The sequence below is a fragment of the Geothermobacter ehrlichii genome, from assembly GCF_008124615.1.
Taxonomy (GTDB): domain Bacteria; phylum Desulfobacterota; class Desulfuromonadia; order Desulfuromonadales; family Geothermobacteraceae; genus Geothermobacter; species Geothermobacter ehrlichii.
This window is the reverse complement of record NZ_VNIB01000014.1, coordinates 85378-105073: the sequence shown is the minus strand read 5'-3', so window position 1 is coordinate 105073 and position 19696 is coordinate 85378. Positions and strand designations below refer to the sequence as shown.

17 protein-coding genes are annotated in these 19696 nt (G+C 64.9%); 9 read left to right on the top strand and 8 right to left on the bottom strand.

What is annotated here, in order from left to right; all coding sequences use genetic code 11:
* Nucleotides 1-143: 143 nt before the first annotated feature.
* Entirely contained in the window at nucleotides 144-674 is a 531-nt protein-coding gene (locus EDC39_RS13220) for a cytochrome c (RefSeq protein ID WP_148896868.1), read from the bottom strand.
* A gap of 346 nt (nucleotides 675-1020) precedes the next feature.
* Here EDC39_RS13220 and recO point away from each other — a divergent pair, with 346 nt between their 5' ends.
* The 6 genes from recO to nfi all read left to right on the top strand — a co-directional run bounded on the left by recO (nucleotide 1021) and on the right by nfi (nucleotide 9685).
* Nucleotides 1021-1809 (top strand): DNA repair protein RecO, encoded by a 789-nt coding sequence (gene recO, locus EDC39_RS13215; RefSeq protein WP_148896867.1) that lies wholly within the window; start codon nucleotides 1021-1023, stop codon nucleotides 1807-1809.
* A 154-nt stretch (nucleotides 1810-1963) separates the two neighbouring features.
* Complete coding sequence (gene glyQ / locus EDC39_RS13210) at nucleotides 1964-2833, top strand: glycine--tRNA ligase subunit alpha (protein WP_148896866.1); 870 nt, start codon at nucleotides 1964-1966, stop codon at nucleotides 2831-2833.
* A gap of 87 nt (nucleotides 2834-2920) precedes the next feature.
* Nucleotides 2921-4981: a glycine--tRNA ligase subunit beta gene (gene glyS / locus EDC39_RS13205; protein WP_148896865.1), complete on the top strand. Its 2061-nt coding sequence runs from the start codon at nucleotides 2921-2923 to the stop codon at nucleotides 4979-4981.
* Between the two features lie 153 nt (nucleotides 4982-5134).
* Nucleotides 5135-7801, top strand: coding sequence for a pyruvate, phosphate dikinase (gene ppdK, locus EDC39_RS13200; protein WP_148896864.1), 2667 nt, complete (start codon nucleotides 5135-5137; stop codon nucleotides 7799-7801).
* A gap of 156 nt (nucleotides 7802-7957) precedes the next feature.
* Nucleotides 7958-8923 (top strand): D-2-hydroxyacid dehydrogenase, encoded by a 966-nt coding sequence (locus EDC39_RS13195; protein WP_148896863.1) that lies wholly within the window; start codon nucleotides 7958-7960, stop codon nucleotides 8921-8923.
* A 63-nt stretch (nucleotides 8924-8986) separates the two neighbouring features.
* Nucleotides 8987-9685: a deoxyribonuclease V gene (gene nfi / locus EDC39_RS13190; protein WP_148896862.1), complete on the top strand. Its 699-nt coding sequence runs from the start codon at nucleotides 8987-8989 to the stop codon at nucleotides 9683-9685.
* Between the two features lie 60 nt (nucleotides 9686-9745).
* On the opposite strand, the gene EDC39_RS13185 is transcribed toward nfi, so the two are convergent.
* Together EDC39_RS13185 and EDC39_RS13180 are read right to left on the bottom strand one after the other, a co-directional pair.
* The gene (locus EDC39_RS13185; protein ID WP_148896861.1) at nucleotides 9746-10618 is read right to left on the bottom strand and encodes a Rossmann-like and DUF2520 domain-containing protein; all 873 of its coding nucleotides are present in this window, start codon (nucleotides 10616-10618) and stop codon (nucleotides 9746-9748) included.
* The gene (locus EDC39_RS13180) at nucleotides 10615-11268 is read right to left on the bottom strand and encodes a fumarylacetoacetate hydrolase family protein (protein ID WP_148896860.1); all 654 of its coding nucleotides are present in this window, start codon (nucleotides 11266-11268) and stop codon (nucleotides 10615-10617) included. The genes EDC39_RS13185 and EDC39_RS13180 overlap by 4 nt, the downstream gene beginning before the upstream one ends.
* A 175-nt stretch (nucleotides 11269-11443) precedes the next feature.
* On the opposite strand from EDC39_RS13180, the gene EDC39_RS13175 reads away from it, so the two are divergent.
* Nucleotides 11444-12628, top strand: coding sequence for a rhomboid family intramembrane serine protease (locus EDC39_RS13175; RefSeq protein WP_148896859.1), 1185 nt, complete (start codon nucleotides 11444-11446; stop codon nucleotides 12626-12628).
* Nucleotides 12629-12631: 3 nt separating this feature from the next.
* Nucleotides 12632-13522 carry a radical SAM protein gene (locus tag EDC39_RS13170; protein ID WP_148896858.1) on the top strand — a complete coding sequence of 297 codons (891 nt, stop codon included), beginning with the start codon at nucleotides 12632-12634 and terminating at the stop codon, nucleotides 13520-13522.
* On the opposite strand, the gene EDC39_RS13165 is transcribed toward EDC39_RS13170, so the two are convergent.
* Both EDC39_RS13165 and EDC39_RS13160 read right to left on the bottom strand, forming a co-directional pair.
* Nucleotides 13501-14661 carry an ABC transporter substrate-binding protein gene (locus EDC39_RS13165; protein WP_187426802.1) on the bottom strand — a complete coding sequence of 387 codons (1161 nt, stop codon included), beginning with the start codon at nucleotides 14659-14661 and terminating at the stop codon, nucleotides 13501-13503. The genes EDC39_RS13170 and EDC39_RS13165 overlap by 22 nt on opposite strands.
* A 107-nt stretch (nucleotides 14662-14768) precedes the next feature.
* Nucleotides 14769-16544: an SLC13 family permease gene (locus tag EDC39_RS13160; protein ID WP_148896856.1), complete on the bottom strand. Its 1776-nt coding sequence runs from the start codon at nucleotides 16542-16544 to the stop codon at nucleotides 14769-14771.
* Between the two features lie 381 nt (nucleotides 16545-16925).
* Here EDC39_RS13160 and EDC39_RS15980 point away from each other — a divergent pair, with 381 nt between their 5' ends.
* Entirely contained in the window at nucleotides 16926-17045 is a 120-nt protein-coding gene (locus EDC39_RS15980; RefSeq protein WP_148896870.1) for a phospholipase A, read from the top strand.
* On the opposite strand, the gene thiE is transcribed toward EDC39_RS15980, so the two are convergent.
* The 3 genes from thiE to EDC39_RS13135 all read right to left on the bottom strand — a co-directional run bounded on the left by thiE (nucleotide 17031) and on the right by EDC39_RS13135 (nucleotide 19676).
* Nucleotides 17031-17666, bottom strand: a complete 636-nt coding sequence (gene thiE / locus EDC39_RS13145) for a thiamine phosphate synthase (RefSeq protein ID WP_148896854.1) — start codon at nucleotides 17664-17666, stop codon at nucleotides 17031-17033. The two genes, EDC39_RS15980 and thiE, sit on opposite strands and share 15 nt — an antisense overlap.
* 13 nt (nucleotides 17667-17679) lie before the next feature.
* On the bottom strand, nucleotides 17680-18813 hold the full coding sequence (gene thiH / locus EDC39_RS13140; protein ID WP_148896853.1) for a 2-iminoacetate synthase ThiH: 1134 nt from the start codon (nucleotides 18811-18813) through the stop codon (nucleotides 17680-17682).
* A gap of 83 nt (nucleotides 18814-18896) precedes the next feature.
* Nucleotides 18897-19676 carry a thiazole synthase gene (locus EDC39_RS13135; RefSeq protein WP_148896852.1) on the bottom strand — a complete coding sequence of 260 codons (780 nt, stop codon included), beginning with the start codon at nucleotides 19674-19676 and terminating at the stop codon, nucleotides 18897-18899.
* Between the last annotated feature and the right edge of the window lie 20 nt (nucleotides 19677-19696).

Below are 19696 nucleotides of genomic sequence, written 5' to 3'. Positions count from 1 at the left end.
ACTCAACGCTGGGCTACAAAAGCCCGGCTGAATACGAAGCGGCCTATTTTAAACTTGCAGCCTAACCCGGTGTCCACTAAGCCGGGGGAAGGCCAACCTCTTTTCTGTTGGAACTAAAAGATGAAAGGCGAGAGTTTTTCTGCTTAGTGGTGGTCACTCTTCGGTTCCTGTTTCAGATCGGGAAAACGCTCTGTGGCGTATCGGGAATGGCAGCTGATACATTGACTGTGGAGTTTGTAGAAATAGAAACTGACGAGTTCACCATCGTGCCGGTGAGCGGCACGGGCCAGTTTTCCGGCGGCGGCGTGGAAGCTTCTGTCCATGGCAACGAAGTCGGCCGGCAGGGCCCGGTGCAGCTCGTTCATCTGTTTGCTGGTGAGTTTCTGCTTCAGGATGAAGCTGTCCCTGATTTGCTCTCCGGTTGTGGCGATGGTTTTCCAGTCACCCGTCGAAATGGCCGTGATGATTTTTATCATGCCCCCTTCAATGCCCCGCATTTCCTCGTTCAGGATGGCTTTTACGTCGGGGGAAAGGTGAACGCCGGCCGCTTGCTCTTTGGGATGCATACCATGTCCCGTGTCGGATGCCAGGCAAAAAGCAGCCGAAAAAAGGCTCACCGAGGCGATCGCGACCGTTGCAATTACGACTTTTCCGAGTCCTGTTGCCTTGAACATGGGAAGGCTCCTTTGCGATTTTGCGGATGAAATGACTGCAGCAGGCGGATATTTCCGGATCAGGTTGGATATATTACCAGGACACTCTTTGTTTTGACAGCATCAATACTTCGGCTGTGGGCTGTTTTTCTCCGATAGCGTGTATAGCGTGTATTCAATTTCCCCCTCAGTTCCAATCCTTTGCCATATGGGCGAAAATTTTGCTTGTTTTCCCACGGGCGGTGAATTCAAATGGCAATGTCGCCACAGGGACCATTGGTCTGGCGGCCGTCATCGAATGACGTCGTGGCGGCTTGCCAGCTCAGAGCCATGGAACGGCATTGTCCGGCAGTAACCGATTTCAACCATGCAGCAGCCGCGAACGACGGACGCCATCATCCTGCGCCACACCGATTACGGAGAGGCCGACCGCATCGTCAGCTTCTTTACCCCCGATGACGGCCTGGTCAAGGGGTTCGCCCGTGGCGCCCGCAAAAGCCGAAGGCGCTTCGGCGCCGCTTTCGAGCCTTTTTCGCTGGTGCGGCTGGTCTGGCGGCCGCGCCCCGGTTCGGCGCTGGTCTCCCTGCGCGAGGCGGAGCTGGTCTCGCTGCGGGCCGGTTTGCGGAACGACCTGAAGGCCATGGCTCTGGCCGGCTACGCCTGCGAACTGGTCGAGATGTTGTTCGGCGAGGGTGGCTGTCATCCCGAGGTCTTCCGCCTGCTGGACACCCTGCTGGCGCAGCTCGAGCGAAACGGTGCCCGCGCCGAGTACCGGCTGCTGTTGGAGTTGCGTCTGCTGCGGCTCTCCGGCCACGAACCGCATCTGCTGCACTGCGCCGTCTGCGGCGGATCCCTGCCGGACGACGCCCGTTTCAGCGCCCGGCACGACGGCAGTCTCTGTTCGGCCTGCGCGGTTCCCGGCGCCCGGCCGGTAGCGCTGACCACTCTGGGCAGCCTGGCCCGCTGCCGGGAGACGGCCGTCGACCGCTTCGACGGCATCCGGCTCGGCACCAGGACCCTGGGCGAGGGGGCGCCGCTGGTCACCGAGGCACTGGAGCAGATGCTGCCGCATCCCCTGAAGAGCCGCGTCTTCCTCGACCATCTCGGACCGCTGCCGCCGGTCTCGGCCGGCGGCGAAACGACGCGCAATCCTTGACACCTGCCGGAGCGCGGCGGTAGAATTGCCGCCGGTTTTTTGGTTTGTATACTGTATACTTCTACCGCTTTCCGCCGGCGGCGGATAACCCTGCCGGCGCCGTGCGGCGCTTTTCGCCGACCGGCGGTCGCCGGTTTTGCAGTCTGGAGGCAACGTGACCTTTCAAGATCTGATTCTCGCCCTGCAGCGTTACTGGGCCGACCAGGGCTGCATCATCCTGCAACCCTACGACATGGAAAAGGGGGCCGGCACCTTCCATCCGGCCACCTTTTTGCGTTCGCTCGGCCCCGAGCCCTGGAATGTCGCCTATGTCGAGCCTTCCCGTCGGCCCACCGACGGCCGCTACGGCGAGAACCCCAACCGTCTGCAGCACTACTACCAGTTTCAGGTCATCCTGAAACCCTCGCCCTTCAACATTCAGGAGCTCTACCTCGATTCGCTCAGGAGCTTCGGCATCGATCCGGCCAAGCACGATATCCGCTTTGTCGAGGACGACTGGGAATCGCCGACCCTGGGCGCCTGGGGGCTGGGCTGGGAAGTCTGGCTCGACGGTATGGAGATCACCCAGTTCACCTACTTTCAGCAGGTTGGCGGCATCGACCTGAAGCCGGTGTCGGGCGAGCTGACCTACGGCATCGAGCGCATCGCCATGTACATCCAGGGGGTCGACAACGTTTACGATCTCGACTGGGGCGGCGGCCTGAAGTACGGCGACGTCCACCATCAGACCGAGGTGGAGTTCTCGCACTACAATTTCGAGGCGGCCGACACGGACATGCTCTTCAAGCTGTTCGACATGTACGAGAAGGAATGTCTGCGGCTGGCGGAAAAGGAGCTGGTCTTTCCGGCCTACGATTTTGTGCTCAAGTCGTCGCACACCTTCAACCTGCTCGACGCGCGCGGCGCCATTTCGGTCACCGAACGGGCGCATTATATCGGCCGGGTGCGCAACCTGGCCCGGGTCTGCGCCGAGGGCTATGTCAAACAGCGCGAAAAGATGGGCTTCCCCCTGCTGAAAAAGTAGCCAGAAGGCAGGATTCGGCTGCCGGCCCTCACGGGGGTCCCGGCGCCTGACTCCTGATGCCTGGCTCCTGACTCCTGGAGTTTATAGATGTCCGCAGAGCTTTTTCTTGAAATAGGCACCGAAGAGATTCCCGCCGGCTTTCTCACTCCGGCCCGTCGCGACATCGAACGGCTGTTGCGCAAGGAGTTCGAAGCCGCCGGCCTGGCCTTCGGCGCCATCCGTACCTTTGCCACTCCCCGTCGCATCGCCGTCGCTGTCGCCGACCTGGCGGAGGAAACGCCGCGACAGGAGCTGAGCCTGACCGGACCTTCGGTTCAGGTGGCTTTCGACGCCGACGGCAACCCGACCAGGGCGGCCCTCGGTTTTGCCCGCAGCAACGGCGTCGATGTCGGCGATCTGCAGCGGGTGGAGACCGAAAAGGGCACCTACGTCGCTGTCTGCAAGGTGATCGAAGGCCGGCCGACGGCCGGGCTGCTGCCGGAAATCCTGGGGCGGGTGGTGACGTCCATCCCGTTTCGCAAGTCGATGCGCTGGAACGACCTCGACGTCCGTTTCGCCCGTCCGGTGCACTGGATCGTTGCCCTGTACGACGGCAAGGTGGTGCCGTTCTCCTTCGGCAACCTGGAAAGCGGCGACCAGTCGCGCGGCCATCGCTTCATGGCGCCCGAACCGTTCACCGTCACCTCCTGCGATCAGTGGCTGGCCGAGCTGGAAAAACGCTTCGTCACCGCCGACCAGGAGAAACGCCGGGCGCTGATCGCCGAGCAGGTGGCCGAGGCGGCGGCCTCGCTCGGCGGCGAGGTCAACATCGACGAGGAACTGCTCGACGAGATCGCCCATCTGGTTGAGGACCCGACGCCGGTGACCGGCTCGTTCGAGAAGGAGTACCTGCAGCTGCCGCGCGAACTGCTGATCACCAGCATGCGCGAGCACCAGCGCTACTTCACCATCTCCGACCGCGAGGGGCGGCTGATGCCCCATTTCATCACCATCTCCAACACCCGCGCCGAGGATCTGGGCGTGGTCGCCCGCGGCAACGAGCGGGTGCTGCGCGCCCGGCTTTCCGACGCCATGTTCTTCTGGCAGGAAGACCGCAAGGTGAAGCTGGAGAGCCGGCTTGAGGCGCTGAAGAAGGTGGTTTACCAGCAGAAGCTGGGCACCAGCTATGAGAAGGTGATGCGTTTTGCCGCCATCGCCCGCTCCCTGGCCGAAAAGTTCGAGCCGGAGGCGGTGGCCGACACCGAGCGGGCGGCGCTGCTGGCCAAGTGCGACCTGGAGACGGGGATGGTCTACGAGTTTCCCGAGCTGCAGGGAGTGATGGGCCGCGAGTACGCACGGCTCGAGGGCGAAAAGGAACGGATCGCTGTCGCCATCTACGAGCACTACCTGCCGGTGGAGGCGGGCGGCGAGCTGCCGTCCGACAATATCGGTGCCTTTGTTTCGATCGCCGACAAGATCGACACCATCTGCGGCTGTTTCGGGGTTGGCCTGATTCCGACCGGCAGTGCCGACCCTTATGCCCTGCGCCGCGGCGCCATCGGCATTCTGAACATCATTTTCGACCGCGGCTACCGGCTTTCGCTGCCCGGCCTGGTCGACCAGAGCCTCGGGCTGCTGGCCGACAAGCTGACCCGGCCGGCCGACGAGGTGCGCGCCGACGTGCTCGCCTTTTTCCAGGGGCGTTTCAAGAACATGTTCGACGACATCCCGGGCGACGTGGTCGACGCCGTGCTGGCGGCCGGCTTCGACGATCCGGTCGATGCCCTGGCCCGTGCCCGCGCCCTGGCCGCGCTGAAGGGAGAGGCCGATTTCGAGCCGCTGGCCACCGCCTTCAAGCGGGTCGGCAACATTCTGCGCAAGGCCGGCGAGGTGCCGCCGGTCGACCCCGGGCTGTTCGAGGCCGACTGCGAGCGTCAGCTCTGGCAGGCGCTGTCGGCGACTGCCGGGCAGGTGGCCGGGCAGGTGGCGAGGGGCGCCTACGGCGAGGCCCTGCAGGCCATCGCCGGCTTGCGGCCGGCCGTCGACGCCTTCTTCGACGGGGTCATGGTGATGGCGGAGGACGAGCGTATACGCGCCAACCGCCTGGCCATTCTCAATGCCGTAGCCGACCTGTTCAAGGGAATTGCCGACTTCGCCCGAATCGCCTGATTCGGGCGTTTGCATTTTTCATGGGCGCCGCCAGGGCGCCGGGGAGAGACGGACGAAAGGTGGGCGCTGGCAGCTGGTGGGGATTTCCCGGCTGCCGGCCGCCATGGTTTTCGGGGATTTGTCCATTACCAACCACTGGAGGAGGAATTTGTCATGAGCAGAAAGTACGTCTATTTCTTCGGCAAAGGGGAGGCCGAAGGAAACGGGCAGATGCGCGAACTGCTGGGAGGCAAGGGGGCCAACCTGGCGGAGATGACCAGCATCGGCCTGCCGGTGCCGCCCGGCTTCACCATCACCACCGAGGTGTGCACCGAGTTCTACAGGAACGACCGCAACTATCCCGACGGCCTGCGGGATGAGGTCGCCCGTAACCTGGCGCGGGTCGAGGAGCTGATGGGCAAGAAGTTCGGCGACGCCGACAACCCGCTGCTGGTGTCGGTCCGCTCCGGCGCCCGCGCCTCGATGCCGGGGATGATGGACACGGTGCTCAATCTCGGCCTCAACGACGAGACGGTGCAGGGCGTCATCGCCCGCAGCGGCGACGAGCGTTTCGCCTGGGATTCCTACCGGCGCTTCATCCAGATGTACAGCAACGTCGTTCTCGGCCTGGACGCTGACATCCTCGAGCATCTGCTCGAGCAGATGAAGGAGCGGCGCGGCGTCACCCAGGACACCGAGCTGACCGCAGATGACCTGAAGGAGCTGGTCGACCAGTTCAAGCTCCGGGTCAGGGAGGAGCTGGGGCATGATTTTCCGCTCGACCCCCAGCAGCAGTTGTGGGGGGCCATCGGCGCCGTCTTCGGCTCGTGGATGAACCCGCGCGCCATCACCTACCGCCGGCTGCACAACATTCCGGCCGAGTGGGGCACCGCGGTCAATGTGCAGGCGATGGTCTTCGGCAACATGGGCGACGACTGCGCCACCGGCGTCGCCTTCACCCGCGATCCGTCCACCGGCGAGAAGGTCTTCTACGGCGAGTTTCTGGTCAACGCCCAGGGCGAGGACGTGGTTGCCGGCATCCGTACGCCGCAGCCGATCAACAGTTCCGGCGCCGACTCCGACCTGCCGTCGATGGAAGAGGTGATGCCCGAGTGCTACGCCCAGCTGGTGGAGATCAAGAATATCCTCGAAAAGCACTACCGCGACATGCAGGATATCGAGTTCACCATCGAAAAGGGCAAGCTCTACATGCTGCAGACCCGCAATGGCAAGCGCACCGCCAGGGCGGCAGTCAAGATCGCCGTCGACATGGTGGAGGAGGGACTGATCAGCGAAAAAGAGGCGGTGATGCGCATCGAGCCTGCCCAGCTCGACCAGCTGCTCCATCCGACCCTCGATCCCAAAGCGCCGCGCGAGGTGATCGCCAAGGGCCTGCCGGCGTCGCCCGGCGCCGCCTGCGGCGAGGTGGTCTTTACCGCCGATGAGGCCGAGGAACTGGGCAAGAAGGGGCACAAGGTGATCCTGGTACGGATCGAGACCTCGCCGGAGGACATTCACGGCATGCACGCCGCCCAGGGGATTCTTACCGCCCGCGGCGGCATGACTTCGCACGCGGCGGTCGTCGCCCGCGGCATGGGCAAGTGCTGCGTCTCCGGCTGCGGCGACATCAAGGTCGACTACCGGCAGGAATGCTTCGTTACCCGTGACGGCGTGACCATCCGCAAGGGGGACCTGATCACTCTTGACGGCTCCACCGGTGAAGTGATGAAGGGCCGGGTGCCGACGGTCGAGCCGGAACTGACCGGCGATTTCAGCAAGCTGATGGAGTGGGTCGACCGCTTCCGCCGGCTGCGGGTGCGCACCAACGCCGACACGCCGCACGACTCGAAGGTCGCCCGCGCTTTCGGCGCCGAGGGGATCGGCCTGTGCCGCACCGAGCACATGTTCTTCGAGGGTGAGCGGATCATGGCGGTGCGCGAGATGATCCTCGCCGCCGATCTCGAGGGTCGCAAGCGCGCCCTGGAGAAGATTCTGCCGATGCAGAAAGGCGATTTCATCGGCATCTTCCGCGAGATGAAGGGGCTGCCGGTGACCATCCGTCTGCTCGATCCGCCGCTGCACGAGTTTCTGCCCCAGGCCGACAGGGAGATCGAGCAGCTGGCCGAGGAGATGAAGGTCCGTCCGGACGTGCTCCGGACCAAGGTCGATTCGCTGCACGAGTTCAATCCCATGCTCGGTCACCGCGGCTGCCGGCTGGCCATCACCTATCCCGAAATCTACGACATGCAGGTGCGCGCCATCATGGAGGCGGCCTGCGAACTGATCAAGAACGAAGGTTTCGAGATTGTTCCCGAAATCATGATTCCGCTGGTCGGCGAGGCCAAGGAGCTGGCCATTCTGCGGCAGAGCGCCATCCGGGTGGCCGACGAGGTGATTGCCGAGTACGGTGTCGAGGTCGAGTACCTGATCGGCACCATGATCGAGCTGCCGCGCGCCGCCCTGACCGCCGATGTCATTGCCGAACATGCGGACTTCTTCTCCTTCGGCACCAACGACCTGACCCAGACCACCTACGGGCTGTCCCGCGATGATGCGGGCAAGTTTCTGCCCTTCTACGTCGAAAAGGAGATCTATCCCAACGATCCCTTCGTTGCTCTCGACCAGGAAGGTGTCGGCCAGCTGGTCAAAATGGGCTGCGAAAAGGGCCGCGCCACCCGGCCCGGCATCAAGCTCGGCATCTGCGGCGAACATGGCGGCGAGCCGTCGAGCGTGATTTTCTGCCACCGGATAGGTCTCGACTATGTCTCCTGCTCGCCCTTCCGGGTGCCGATTGCCCGGCTGGCGGCGGCGCAGGCGGCTCTGATGGACCAGCAGGACTGAGCAGGGCAAGAACCGTTTTTCAATTCCAATTGTCCGACCCGAAGAGCCCCGGCGCCTGATCGCCGGGGCTCTTTCAGGTCTTTCGATTGCTTCGCCTGCCGGCATTTCCTAGAATGATCTTTGTGTGCGAAGCTTGCCGCGAAAGGAATTCACGCCATGAAAATTGTCTATCTTGACGCCCATGCCGCCAATCCCGGCGATCTCGACTGGTCCTCCCTGGAAGCCCTCGGCGAGGTCGCGATTTACGATCGCACACCGCAGGAGAAGGTCCTCGAGCGCATCGGCGACGCCGAGGCGGTGCTGACCAACAAGGTCCCCTTCGACCGCGAGCGGCTGCAGGCCCTGCCGCATCTGCGCTACATCGGCGTCACGGCGACCGGCTACAATATCGTCGATGTGGAAGCTGCCCGCGAACGCGGCGTCATTGTCACCAACATCCCGGCCTATTCCACCGCTTCGGTGGCGCAGATGGTCTTCGCCCTGTTGCTGGAGCTGACGCAGAACGTCGGCCACCATCATCATCTGGTGCGCTGGGGGCATTGGACCGAGGCCCCTGACTTCTGCTTCTGGGACCGGCCGCTGATCGAGCTGGAGGGGATGACCATGGGGCTGGTCGGCTTTGGCCAGATCGGCCGGCGGGTGGCCCGTATCGCCCGGGCCTTCGGCATGGAGGTGCAGGTTCACACCCGGACGCCGGAGCGCTACCGCGATCGGCCGGAGAACCGGGATGTCCGCTTCGTCGGCCTGGAGGAGCTGCTGCAAAGCAGCGACGTCGTCTCCCTGCACTGTCCGTTGAGCGCCGAAACGGAACGGCTGCTCGATGCGCGGCGGCTGGCGCTGCTCAAGCCGAGCGCCTTTCTGATCAACACCGCCCGTGGCGCCCTGGTCGACGAAACGGCCCTGGCGCGGGCGCTGAAGGAGAAGCAGCTGGCCGGCGCCGGGCTGGACGTGCTGAGCGTCGAACCGCCGCCGGGCGACAACCCCCTGCTGACGGCACCCAACTGTTTCATCACGCCGCATGTCGCCTGGGCGACCAAAGCCGCCCGTCAGCGGCTGCTCGATTACCTGGTCGCCAACCTGCGGGCTTTCATCGACGGCAAGCCGCAGAATGTGGTGAGCTAGCGTAGCCCAAGGCTGTAAACTATAAGTTTTTTTGTTTACAGCTTACAGCTTGTAGCTCGATTTATGAATTTTCCCGACCTGCATTCCTGGAATCTCGACTACGCCGCCGCGGTCGCCCTGCAGCGGCGACTGGCGCGCCAGGTCGAGCTGACCAACCGCCTGCCCGAACGGGTGCGGCGGGTGGCCGGGGTCGATGTCTCCTACCGCAAGCGGGGCGACATCTTTTACGCCGCCGTGGTGGTGCTCGATTTTCCCGAATTGCGTCCGGTCGAAGTCGCCTCCTGGCAGGCGCGGGTCGATTTTCCCTACATTCCCGGACTGCTCTCCTTTCGCGAGCTGCCAGTGCTGCTTAACGCCTTTCGCCGGCTGCGTCACCGTCCCGACCTGGTGCTGGTCGACGGCCAGGGCATCGCCCATCCCCGTCGCTGCGGCCTGGCCTGTCACCTCGGCCTGTGGCTCGATCTGCCGACCGTCGGCTGTGCCAAGAGCCGCCTGACCGGGGAGGGCCCTGAACCGGGTTTCGCCAAGGGCGACCGGAGCCCGCTGCGCCAAGGCGGCGAGGAGATCGGCGCCATCGTCCGCAGTCGCGACGGGGTGCGGCCGCTCTATGTTTCGCCGGGGCACCGGATCGACATTCCGACCGCCGTCGACTGGACGCTGGCCTGCTGCGGCCGCTACCGGATGCCGGAGCCGACCCGCCTGGCGCACCTGGAGACCAACCGGCTGCGGCGCGAGGACGAGGCCAGGCGAAGCGGCAGCTAGCCCTTGTTCCCGGCGTCGGGCGCCGGGCGGCGAAGGAAAACACCCCCTTGCCGTCACCCGTCACTTGTCATCCAGCAGCTTCAGCAGCTGCGTCGCCGTTTTTTTGCTGATGCTGCCGCGCTGTCGGGCGATCTGCACCGCCTTGCGGCCGAGGACGCGGTAGATCTGCTGCAGCTCGTCCGGTAGCGGGCGCATGGCGTCGAGATGCGCCGTCACCGTCCTGACGTCACCGCGGGCGATGGGACCGGTCAGGGCGAGATCGGGGCCGAGGGTGGTCAGGCTGCGCAGGGTGCCGGTGAGCAGGGGCTTGAGCAGGTCGAAGGCTTCGTCCCGCGAAAAGCCGCAGGCGGCGAGCATGTCGCAGGCGGCGTGCGTATTGGCGACCAGATAGTTGGAGAGCACGCAGGCGGCGGCGTGATAGAGGGTCTTCTGCTCGCTTCGCAGCCGGAAGGGCCGGCCGCCGAGATCCCGGACCAGCTTTTCTCCCTGCGGCAGGGCGTCTTCGCTTCCTTCCACCGAGCAGGGGCTGCCGGGCAGGTTCTGCACCCCCATGACCGCGTCGGCGAAGGTTTGCAGCGGATGGATGGCCAGGGCCCGCAGCTCGCCGGGGTCGTCCGGCAGAAGGATCGCCGCCGGATGGTAGCCGCTGAAGTGAACCAGCAGGGTGCCCGGTTTCAGCGGCAGCCGGTGCAGTTTTTCGGCGACCTGGCGCAGGTGGTCATCGGGAACCGTGACCAGGATCAGTTTGGCATCGGTGACTTTTTTCAGATCGGTGGCGGCGGCCTTCAGCCGGCCGGCGAAACGGGCCGCCTGCCGCGCCCGTTCCGGGTCGCGGCTGACGATGGCCGCCGGCCGGTAGCCGGCTTCGACCAGCAGCCGGGCGACGGTCTGGCCGACGCGCCCGGGGCCTATGAGCGCGAACCGCTGCCTCATGCCACGCTGACCTCCAGGTGGCCGACCTGGTCGATTTCGGCGACCACCCGGTCGCCGCTGCGCAGGGGACCGACTCCCGACGGCGTGCCGGTGAGAACCAGGTCGCCCGGTTCGAGGGTGAAGATGGCCGAAATCTCTTCGATAATCTGCGGGATTCGGCGCATCATCTGCCCGGTGTGGCCATCCTGGCGCAGGTCATCGTTGACCCGGAGCCTGATCCCCAAATCGTGCGGATCCGCCACCTGCTCGGCGGGGACGAAGGCTGACAGGGGGCAGGCCGTGTCGAATCCCTTGGCGATATCCCAGGGCAGGCCCTTCGCTTTCAGTTCCGACTGGATGTCCCGCAATGTCAGGTCAATGGCGACGCCGTAGCCGGCGACATGGTCCATCGCCCGGTCGCGGGAGATCTCCCTGCCGCCGGTGCCGATCAGCACCGCCAGTTCGACTTCGTGATGGCAGTCCCGCGACCAGGACGGAATCCGGATCCGGCCGCCTTCGCCGATGATGCTGGTTGCCGGCTTGGTGAAGATCACCGGCCGCTCTGGAATTTCGTTGCCCAGTTCGCGGATGTGTTCGACGTAGTTGCGGCCGAGACAGACGATCTTGCCGACACTGAAGGCGCCGCCGTCGATCATGTGCACCTGGTACATTCTTCTCCTCCCTTGGGTTGTTGTCATGCGGAATGTCAGAGTATGGACGCCGGAACCCGCGATGGCAAGCACGGCGACGTTTTGTGCTATAGTGGCGCGGATGACTTCTGATCGTTTAACCATCCATTCTACCCGAACCTGAATCCGGATTCAGGCGAAAACAGGACCCGGAAAGATGCTGCTGCCCATAGGCGACAATCCGAATCCCCGCTCGACGCCCTGGATGACCTGGCTGCTGATCGCTGTCAACGTGGCGGTCTTTCTGCTGGTCACCCTGCCGCTCTCCGTCCGTCGGCCCGACCTGGCCGACCCGGTGCTGCTCGACTACCTGCGCAGTCTCGGGGTCTACGGGCAGGTGTCGATCCGCTCCATTCTGGCCAGCGTGTCGGCCTACGACCTGTTTGTCTTCAAGTACGGCTTCCGGCCGGCGCAGCCGTCGCTGGTCAGCCTCTTTTCGGCCATGTTCCTGCACGGCGGTTGGATGCACCTGCTGGGGAACATGCTCTTTCTCTGGATCTTCGGCGACAATGTCGAGCACCGGCTCGGCCGGATTCGGTTTCTGCTCGCCTACCTGGCCACCGGCATCGCCGCCACCCTCTTTTTTGCCCTTTTCGTCCCCGGTTCGCAGGTGCCCCTGGTCGGAGCCTCCGGCGCCATCTCCGGCGTGCTCGGTTTCTACTTCGTCTGGTTCCCCCGCAATAAGGTGAAGATGTTCTTCTTTTTCTTCTTTCTGCTGCAGGTGATCGAGGTGCCGGCGCGGCTGGTGCTCGGCTTCTACCTGGTGGTCGACAACCTGCTTCCTTTCCTGTTGACCGGCGGCAGCGGGGGAGGCGTCGCCTACGGCGCCCATATCGGCGGTTTTCTGGCCGGCGCGGGCCTGGCTCTGTGGAGCGACCGCATGGGGTTGAGCTGGCGCATGCGACGGCATCTGAACCGGCTTTGGCGGGAACAGCCGGACGAGACGCCGCCGGTTCGCAGCGTGGCGGAGTTGGTGAACGAACTGCTGGCCGCCGGCGATCTGCCGCGGGCGGCTCTGGCCTATCTGCAGCTCGACAGCCGCAGCGAGCGGCTGCAGGTGGCGCCGGCCGACGTTCTGGCCATCGGCGATTTTCTGCTCGAGCGGCGCCGGGCCGACGAGGCGCTGACGGTCTTTCGCCGCTTCATCGCCGAGCGGCCCGCCGACCCCGGCCTGAGCCGGGCCTATCTCGGCGCCGGGCGGGCCATGCTGCTGCGTCCGCGCTGCCGTACCAGTGCCTATCACTATTTTCTCGGCGCCATCGACACCGCCCGCTCGCGTGGCGATGCCGATGCCGCCCGTCGTTACCTCGCCCTGCTGCAGGCAGGTGGACGGGAGGATTGACGCATGTTCTGGTATTTCGATTACGACCAGCCCCTTTTTCGGCCGCCGTCCGAGGCGCGGTCGCTGATCTTTCAGATCACCTACGGCTGCAGCCGCAACCGGTGCACGTTTTGCGGCATGTATAAGATGAAGCGTTTCCGGGTGCGGCCTGTCGACGAGATCCGGCGGGAGATCGAACTGGTGCCTGCCACCCACCGGGCACGGATCCAGCGGATTTTTCTCGCCGACGGCGATGCCCTGATCTATCCGCAGCCGGGTCTGTTGCAGATTCTCGAGCTGCTTGATGCCGCCTTCCCGGCCCTGACCCGCATCGGCTGCTACGCCTCGCCCAACGCCCTGGCCGGCAAGAGCCGGGACGAGCTGGAAGCCCTGCGGCAGCGCAAGCTGCGGATTCTCTACTTCGGACTCGAGTCGGGCGACGACGCCACCCTGGCGCTGATCGACAAGGGCTTCACCGGCGACGAGATGCTCGCCCTCTGCCGGAAAGCGCAGCAGGCGGAGATGAAACTGTCGGTGACCGCCATCCTCGGTCTGGCCGGCCGCGCCCGCAGCCGCGAACACGCCGAGGCGACGGCCGACTGGGTCAACCGGCTCAGCCCCGACTATTTTTCCCTGCTGACCATGTTCCGGCGCAACAACGGCGAACACTTTCGCCGCATCGAGCAGTTGAGCAACGGCGAGGTGCTGGAAGAGGCCCTGCTCCTGGTGCGCCGGCTCGACCCGCAGGGCACCATCCTGCGTTCGAATCACGTCTCCAACAGCCTGCTTCTCGAAGGACGCTATCCCCGGGACCGGGAGCGGGTGATCGCCCAGGCCGAAACCGCCCTGCAGGCGGCCCGCCGTCATCCCGACTGGTACCGACAGGTTCCCGATTACGAGGAAGAGGTCTTCTGACCGGGAGGGGAGGCCGGCCGGCTATCCTCGTCGATGGTGCGGAATCGTCCGTCGCGGATCTCAACCTGAAAACGGCGCCGCTGGATGTCGCCGGTCGGCGTGAAGGTGAGCAGGCCCTGCAGGCCGCGGAAACTGCCGATGGCGAGGAGGGTCCTTTTCAGCCGGGCCGGGTCGCCGTTGCGGCGCAGGGTCTCGATGAGAATACTGGCGGCGTCGTAGGCGTGGACCGAAGCGAATCCCGGATTCTGGCCGAACCGCTGTCGGTAGCGCTCGACGAAGCGACGATAGAGATGGGATCCGTTGTCGCGGTCGAAGGTGTTGTAGAAGATGAGTCCTTCGATCGCCGAACTGCCGAACCTGAGGATGTCCTCGGTTCCCGACCACTCGCTGGCGAAGGTCGGACGGCTGAAGCCGAGACCCTTGAGCTGCTGGCACAGCATGGCGGTGTCCATGGCGCTGGCCAGGATCAGCAGGCCGGCTGCGGCGCTGGCGGCGATTTCGCGCGCCAGGCGATAGAAGGGGATGTGTTTGCCCGAATAGTAGGTTACCGGCGGCAGCATGCGGCCGCCGAGGCGGCTGAAATTGCGGGAGAAGGCCTGGTAGAAGGTCTGGGTGTAGGCGGCGTTGGCTTCGTCGATGACGGCGATCATGCTGTCCAGTCCGTGCGACCGGCGTATCCAGGCGGCATAGTCGGCGCCGAATTGTCGCGTGGATGGATAGAGGCGGAAAAACCAGTCGTCCTGGTTGTCGAGCCGGCTGGTACTGACGGTCGGACTCAGGGCGAGCAGCCGCCGGCGGTCGAGCTCTGGTTTGACGGCAATGCCCATCTGACTGATCATGGGGCCGACGATGGCGGCAACGCCGGCCGCCTGCAGTTCGGCGACCATTTTGCGGACGACATCCGGATTTTGCCGGTCGTCCCGTACCAGCAGCTCGACCGGGTGTCCATGAATGCCTCCTTTGCGGTTGGCATCTTCGACCGCCAGCAGGGCTCCGTTGCGGCCGGCCATGCCGACGTCGGCATAGCGGCCGTTCAGTTCGGCGAGATAGCCGATGCGTACCGGGTCGTTCTGGCGACAGGCGGCCAGAAGCAGCAGAAGCAGCAGAAGCAGCAGGCTGGCGAAGAGAAGGCGCGGCAAGGTGTGATCCTCCCCAAAGATGCGATTTGTCACCTGTCGGCGATTTTTTGCTATTTTCATTAACCGATGTAGGCTGCTTTGTCAAAATCTCGCGCCGGGAAGCCGGTTCAGGAGAAGGGGAAGAAGACGGGAATGCCCAGCGAGGCGAGCAGCCAGATCAGCAGGTTGAGCGGCGTCCCCACTTTCAGGTAGTCGACGAATCGGTAGCCGCCCGGCCCCATGACCAGGGCGTTTGACTGGTGGCTGATCGGGGTGAGAAAGCTGGCCGAGGCGGCGACTGCGACGGCCATGTAGAAGGGATGGGGGCTGACGGCCAGTTTGGTCGCCGTCTCGAAGGCGATGGGAGCGATGAGCACGGCGGTGGCGGCGTTGCTCATCATCGCCGTCAGCAGGAAGGTGATCAGAAAGAGGCCGGAGAGAACCGCCCAGGGGCCCAGCGGACCGAGCAGACCGAGGAGCTGTTCGGCCAGCATGCGGGCGGTGCCGCTGCGTTCCATGGCGATGCCCAGCGGCAGCGTGCCGGCGATGAGGACGATGATCGACCAGTCGATCGCCTCGTAGGCATCCTTGACGCTCAGGCAACGCAACAGGACCATCAGCAGTGCCCCGAGGGTGGCCGCCAGCATGATCGGCATCAGCCCGACGGAGACGCTGATGACCACCCCGAGCAGGATCAGGATTGCAGTCGGCCCGCGACGCGGGCGGAAGGGCATCCGGTCGACATCGCCGAGCAGCAAAAACCCGTGGTCGCGGCCAAGATGGATGGCCCGTTCCCGCGTTCCCTGCAACAGTAGTACGTCGCCGAAGCGCAGGGCGACATGGTCGACCTTGCGCAGCACCGGGGCACCCTTGCGCCAGATGGCCAGCACTGTCAGCCCGTGGGTATCGGCAAAGCGCACGTCGCGCAGGGTCTTGCCGACCATTTCCGAGGTCGGGGTCAGGGCCGCTTCCACGACCACCACCTCGTCCCGCTTGCCGACGTCGCTGACCGGATGTTCGGCTTCCTGCACCAGCTGGATGCCCTTCTTCTCCCGCACCCGCAGGATGCCGCTCGAATCGCCCTCGAGAAAGAGGACGTCCCCCGCCTTCAATTTGCGGTTGCGGTGCGGGAAGGGGAATTTCTGCCTCCCGCGCAGCAAGGCGCGGACGCGCAGGTTGAAATCCCGTTCGATGCCGCTGGCAGCGATGGTCATGCCCACCAGGGGCGAGGCGGGGAGGATGGCCACTTCGCTGATGTAGTTCTTGACCTGGTAGGCTTCGGTGAGCGAGCCGGCCTTGCGGTCGGGCAGAAGATGGCGACCGGCCAGCAGCATGAAGAGGATGCCGCCGGCCAGCAGCAGCAGTCCCAGCGGGGTGAAGGCGAACATGCCGAACCCGGTGCCGGTGTGTTCGCGCATCAGCTCGTTGACCAGGATGTTGGGCGGGGTGCCGATCAGGGTGCAGACGCCGCCGAGCAGGGAGCCGAAGGCCAGTGGAATCAGCAGCTTCGAGGGGCTGATCTTTCCTTTCTGGGCGGTGGCGGTAACCAGCGGCATGAGCATGGCGGTGGCGCCGATGTTGTTGATGAAGGCGGAGAAGAAGGCGCTGACCAGCATGATGGCGGCAATCATGTGCATTTCCGAGCGGCCGGCCACCTTCAGCAGCCGCTCGCCGAGGGGCGCCAGGGCCCCGGTCTGGTTCAGGCCCGCCGAGAGGACGAACATGGCGGCGACGGTGATGACGGCGGGATTGGAAAAGCCGGAAAAGGCCTCGTTCGGGGTGACCAGTCCGGTTAGGCCGACGGCGAGCAGGACCAGCAGGCTGACCAGATCCATGCGCAGCCATTCGGTGGCATAGAGCAGGATGGCGCCGGCGAGAATGAGCAGGACCAGGACGATTTCCATGTGGCCTCGAGAAGGTTTTCTTTCATTTTAACCTGAATCAGTGAATTTATCATTGGCGGATGCCGCAAGCCCCCCGGACGTCATCGACCACTACGGGCACGGCGAATTGCGCCTGGGCGCCGATTTCGACCTCGGCAGCCTGCGGCTGATGCTGCGCCACAATTTGCGCCACAATTTTCCTGAATCAGTGAGTTCATCACCGGCGGATAGCACACGTCATTGACCAGCCTGCGTTTTCCAAAAATTGCCGGCGAACCTGCGGGTGCGCCTAGGATTTTTTGAAACCCATTCAGGTCAGGCACTTGCACTCTCTGTCCGGCATAAACTCACTGATTCAGAAATTTCGTCACCGGCAAGGGGGCGGTTCAGGCCGATCTCACCCTGCCGCTCGGCGGCAGCAACATCGGTCTCTATGTCCAGTACTGGGATGGCTATGGCGAAAGCCTGATCGACCATGGCCGCTCGTTGACCAGAGTCGGTCTCGGCCTACGCATCCGCTGAGAGGGCGGCCTGCCAGGTCCGCAGCAGGTTGCTGGCGGCCTGTCGCGGTTCGGCGCGGTCGAGAACGGCGCGGATGCAGGCGAAGCCTGCGGCGCCGGTCCGGCGGATGTCGGCCAGGCTGTCGGCATCGACGCCGCCCAGGGCGTAGACTGGCAGTTCGGTGGCGGCGCAGGCTCTTTTCAGGGCGTCAAGACCGAGCGGGGGGCCGTATGACTGCTTGGAGGGGGTGAAGAAAATCGGGCCGAAGGTGACGAAGTCGGCGTCGATTGTCTCGGCCAGGCGGATTTCATCGATGCTGTGGGCGGAAAAGCCGATCAGCGCCTGCGGTCCGAGACGTTTGCGGGCCTGTTTCAGTCCCGGAGAATGAACACCGAGGTGGACGCCGTCGGCCCGGCAGGCCAGGGCGATGTCGACCCGGCTGTTGACCAGCAATGGCACCTCGTGCCGGACGGTCGCGTCGCGCAGGGCGCGGGCGAGCCGCAGGAGTTCATCGTCCGCCAGATCCTTCTCCCGCAACTGCACCATGGAGACGCCGCCGGCGACGGCCTGCTCGACAGCCGCCGGCAGATCCTTGCCAGCAAGGCAGTTGCGATCGGAGATCAGGTAAAAGGGGCCGGGCATGGCGAGATCAGCTTCAGGCGGCGCCCTTGCCGGCCGCCGGCTGGAAAGCGGCGTCCCAGTCCTTCCAGACCGGATCGAATCCCCGGCGGCGCAGCATTGCGGCGAATTCGGCCGGGCTGCGGTCGTCGTCGATGGCGAACTGCTGGCCTTCGTGTTCCCCCTGGGCATAACCGCCGGGAGCGGTGCAGCTGCCGGCGCTCATCTGGGTGATGCCCAGCGGCAGCAGGTTGTCGCGCAGTTCGGCCCGTTCCCTGGTCGACAGCACCAGCCCGGCGTCGTGCAGCCAGAGACGCATGGCACAGATGAGCTGGACGAACTGCCGGTCGCCGACCGGCACCCGCGGCTGAAAGCCGCCGTCGGCCGGCCGCAGGCGGGGGAAGGAGATGGTGAGCAGGCTACGCCAGTAGTGCCGGGCGAGATAGCGCCCATGCAGGCCGGTAAAAAAGGCGTCGGTGCGAAAATCCCCCAGCCCCAGCAGCGAGCCGATGCCGATGCGCCGCATGCCGGCGGCGGCGCCTCTCTCCGGCGCCTCCAGGCGCCAGGCGAAGTCCCGCTTGCGGCCGTAGGGGTGCATTTCGGCATAGAGCTCCGGATTGTAGGTCTCCTGGTAGAGGGTCAGGGAATCGACCCCGGCGGCGATCAGGCGGGCGTAGTCCTGCCTGCTCATGGGAAAGACCTCGATGCCGATGGACGAGAAGAACGGACGTACCCGGCGTACGGCGGCTTCGAGGTAGTCGACGCCGGCGGCGCGCGGCGCCTCGCCGGTCAGCAGCAGCACGTGCTGGAATCCCTGGTCGGCCAGAACCCTGGCTTCGGCCTCGATTTCATCCGGGGCCAGGGTTCGGCGCGGCAGCCGGTTGTCGGCGGAGAAGCCGCAGTAGCGGCAACCGTTGCTGCATTCGTTGGAGAGATAGAGCGGGGCGTAGAGCAGGATGGTGTTGCCGAAGCGGCGCCGGGTGATCCGGCTGGCCTTCCGGGCGAGCTCTTCCAGGTGGTTTTCGGCCGCGGGGGAGAGCAGGGCCATGAAATCGGCGTCGCTCAGCCGTTCTGCCCCCAGGGCCCGCTCCACGTCGCTGGCGCTGCAGGCCATGATGTCGGCCCCGACCTGCTGCGGATCGAAGCGTTGAATGATATCGAGAAAGCTCATGGGGAAACCGTTGTGTTCAGGAGTCAGGAGTCAGAAGTCGGGAGATTGCCCTCCAGAATTCTGGCTCGCGGCTCCCGGTGGGTTCAATCCTCGTTGCGCAGAAACCCGGTCAGCGGGCTGCTGGCTTCGGCCTGACTGCGTTCTTCGCCAAGTCCGGCCAGGTAGCCCTCGCGGCCGGCTTCCACTGCCTTTCTGAAGGCGGCGCCCATGGCGCCCGGGTCGCGGGCCACCGCCAGGGCGGTGTTGACCAGCACGGCGTCGGCGCCGAGTTCCATCGCCTCGGCGGCGTGGCTCGGGGCGCCGAGGCCGGCGTCGACCACCACCGGCACGATGGCCTGCTCGATGATGATGGCGAGCTGGTCGCGGGTGCGCACCCCACGGTTGGTTCCGATGGGGGCTCCGAGCGGCATGACCGTGGCCGTCCCCGCTTCCTGCAGGTGCTTGGCGAGGACTGGATCGGCGTTGATGTAGGGCAGGACGGTGAAGCCTTCCCGGACCAGGATCTCCGCCGCCTTCAGGGTTTCGACCGGGTCGGGCAGCAGGTAGTAGGGGTCGGGCGTGACTTCCAGCTTGACCCAGGGCTCGCAGCCGGCGGCGCGCGCCAGGCGCGCCAGGCGCACCGCCTCTTCGGCGTCGCGGGCACCGCTGGTGTTGGGCAGCAGCAGATATTTCTGCCGGTCGATATGCGCCAGCATGTCGTCCTGGGGGTTGTGCAGGTCGACGCGCCGCAGGGCGACGGTGACGATTTCGGCGCCGGAGGCCTCGAGGGCGGCAACCATGGCGGAGCTGGAGCTGAACTTGCCGGTGCCGACCATGAGTCGGGACCGGAAGCTGCGTCCGGCAATTGTCAGCAGATCAGACATGAATCCTATCCTGTTTTCCG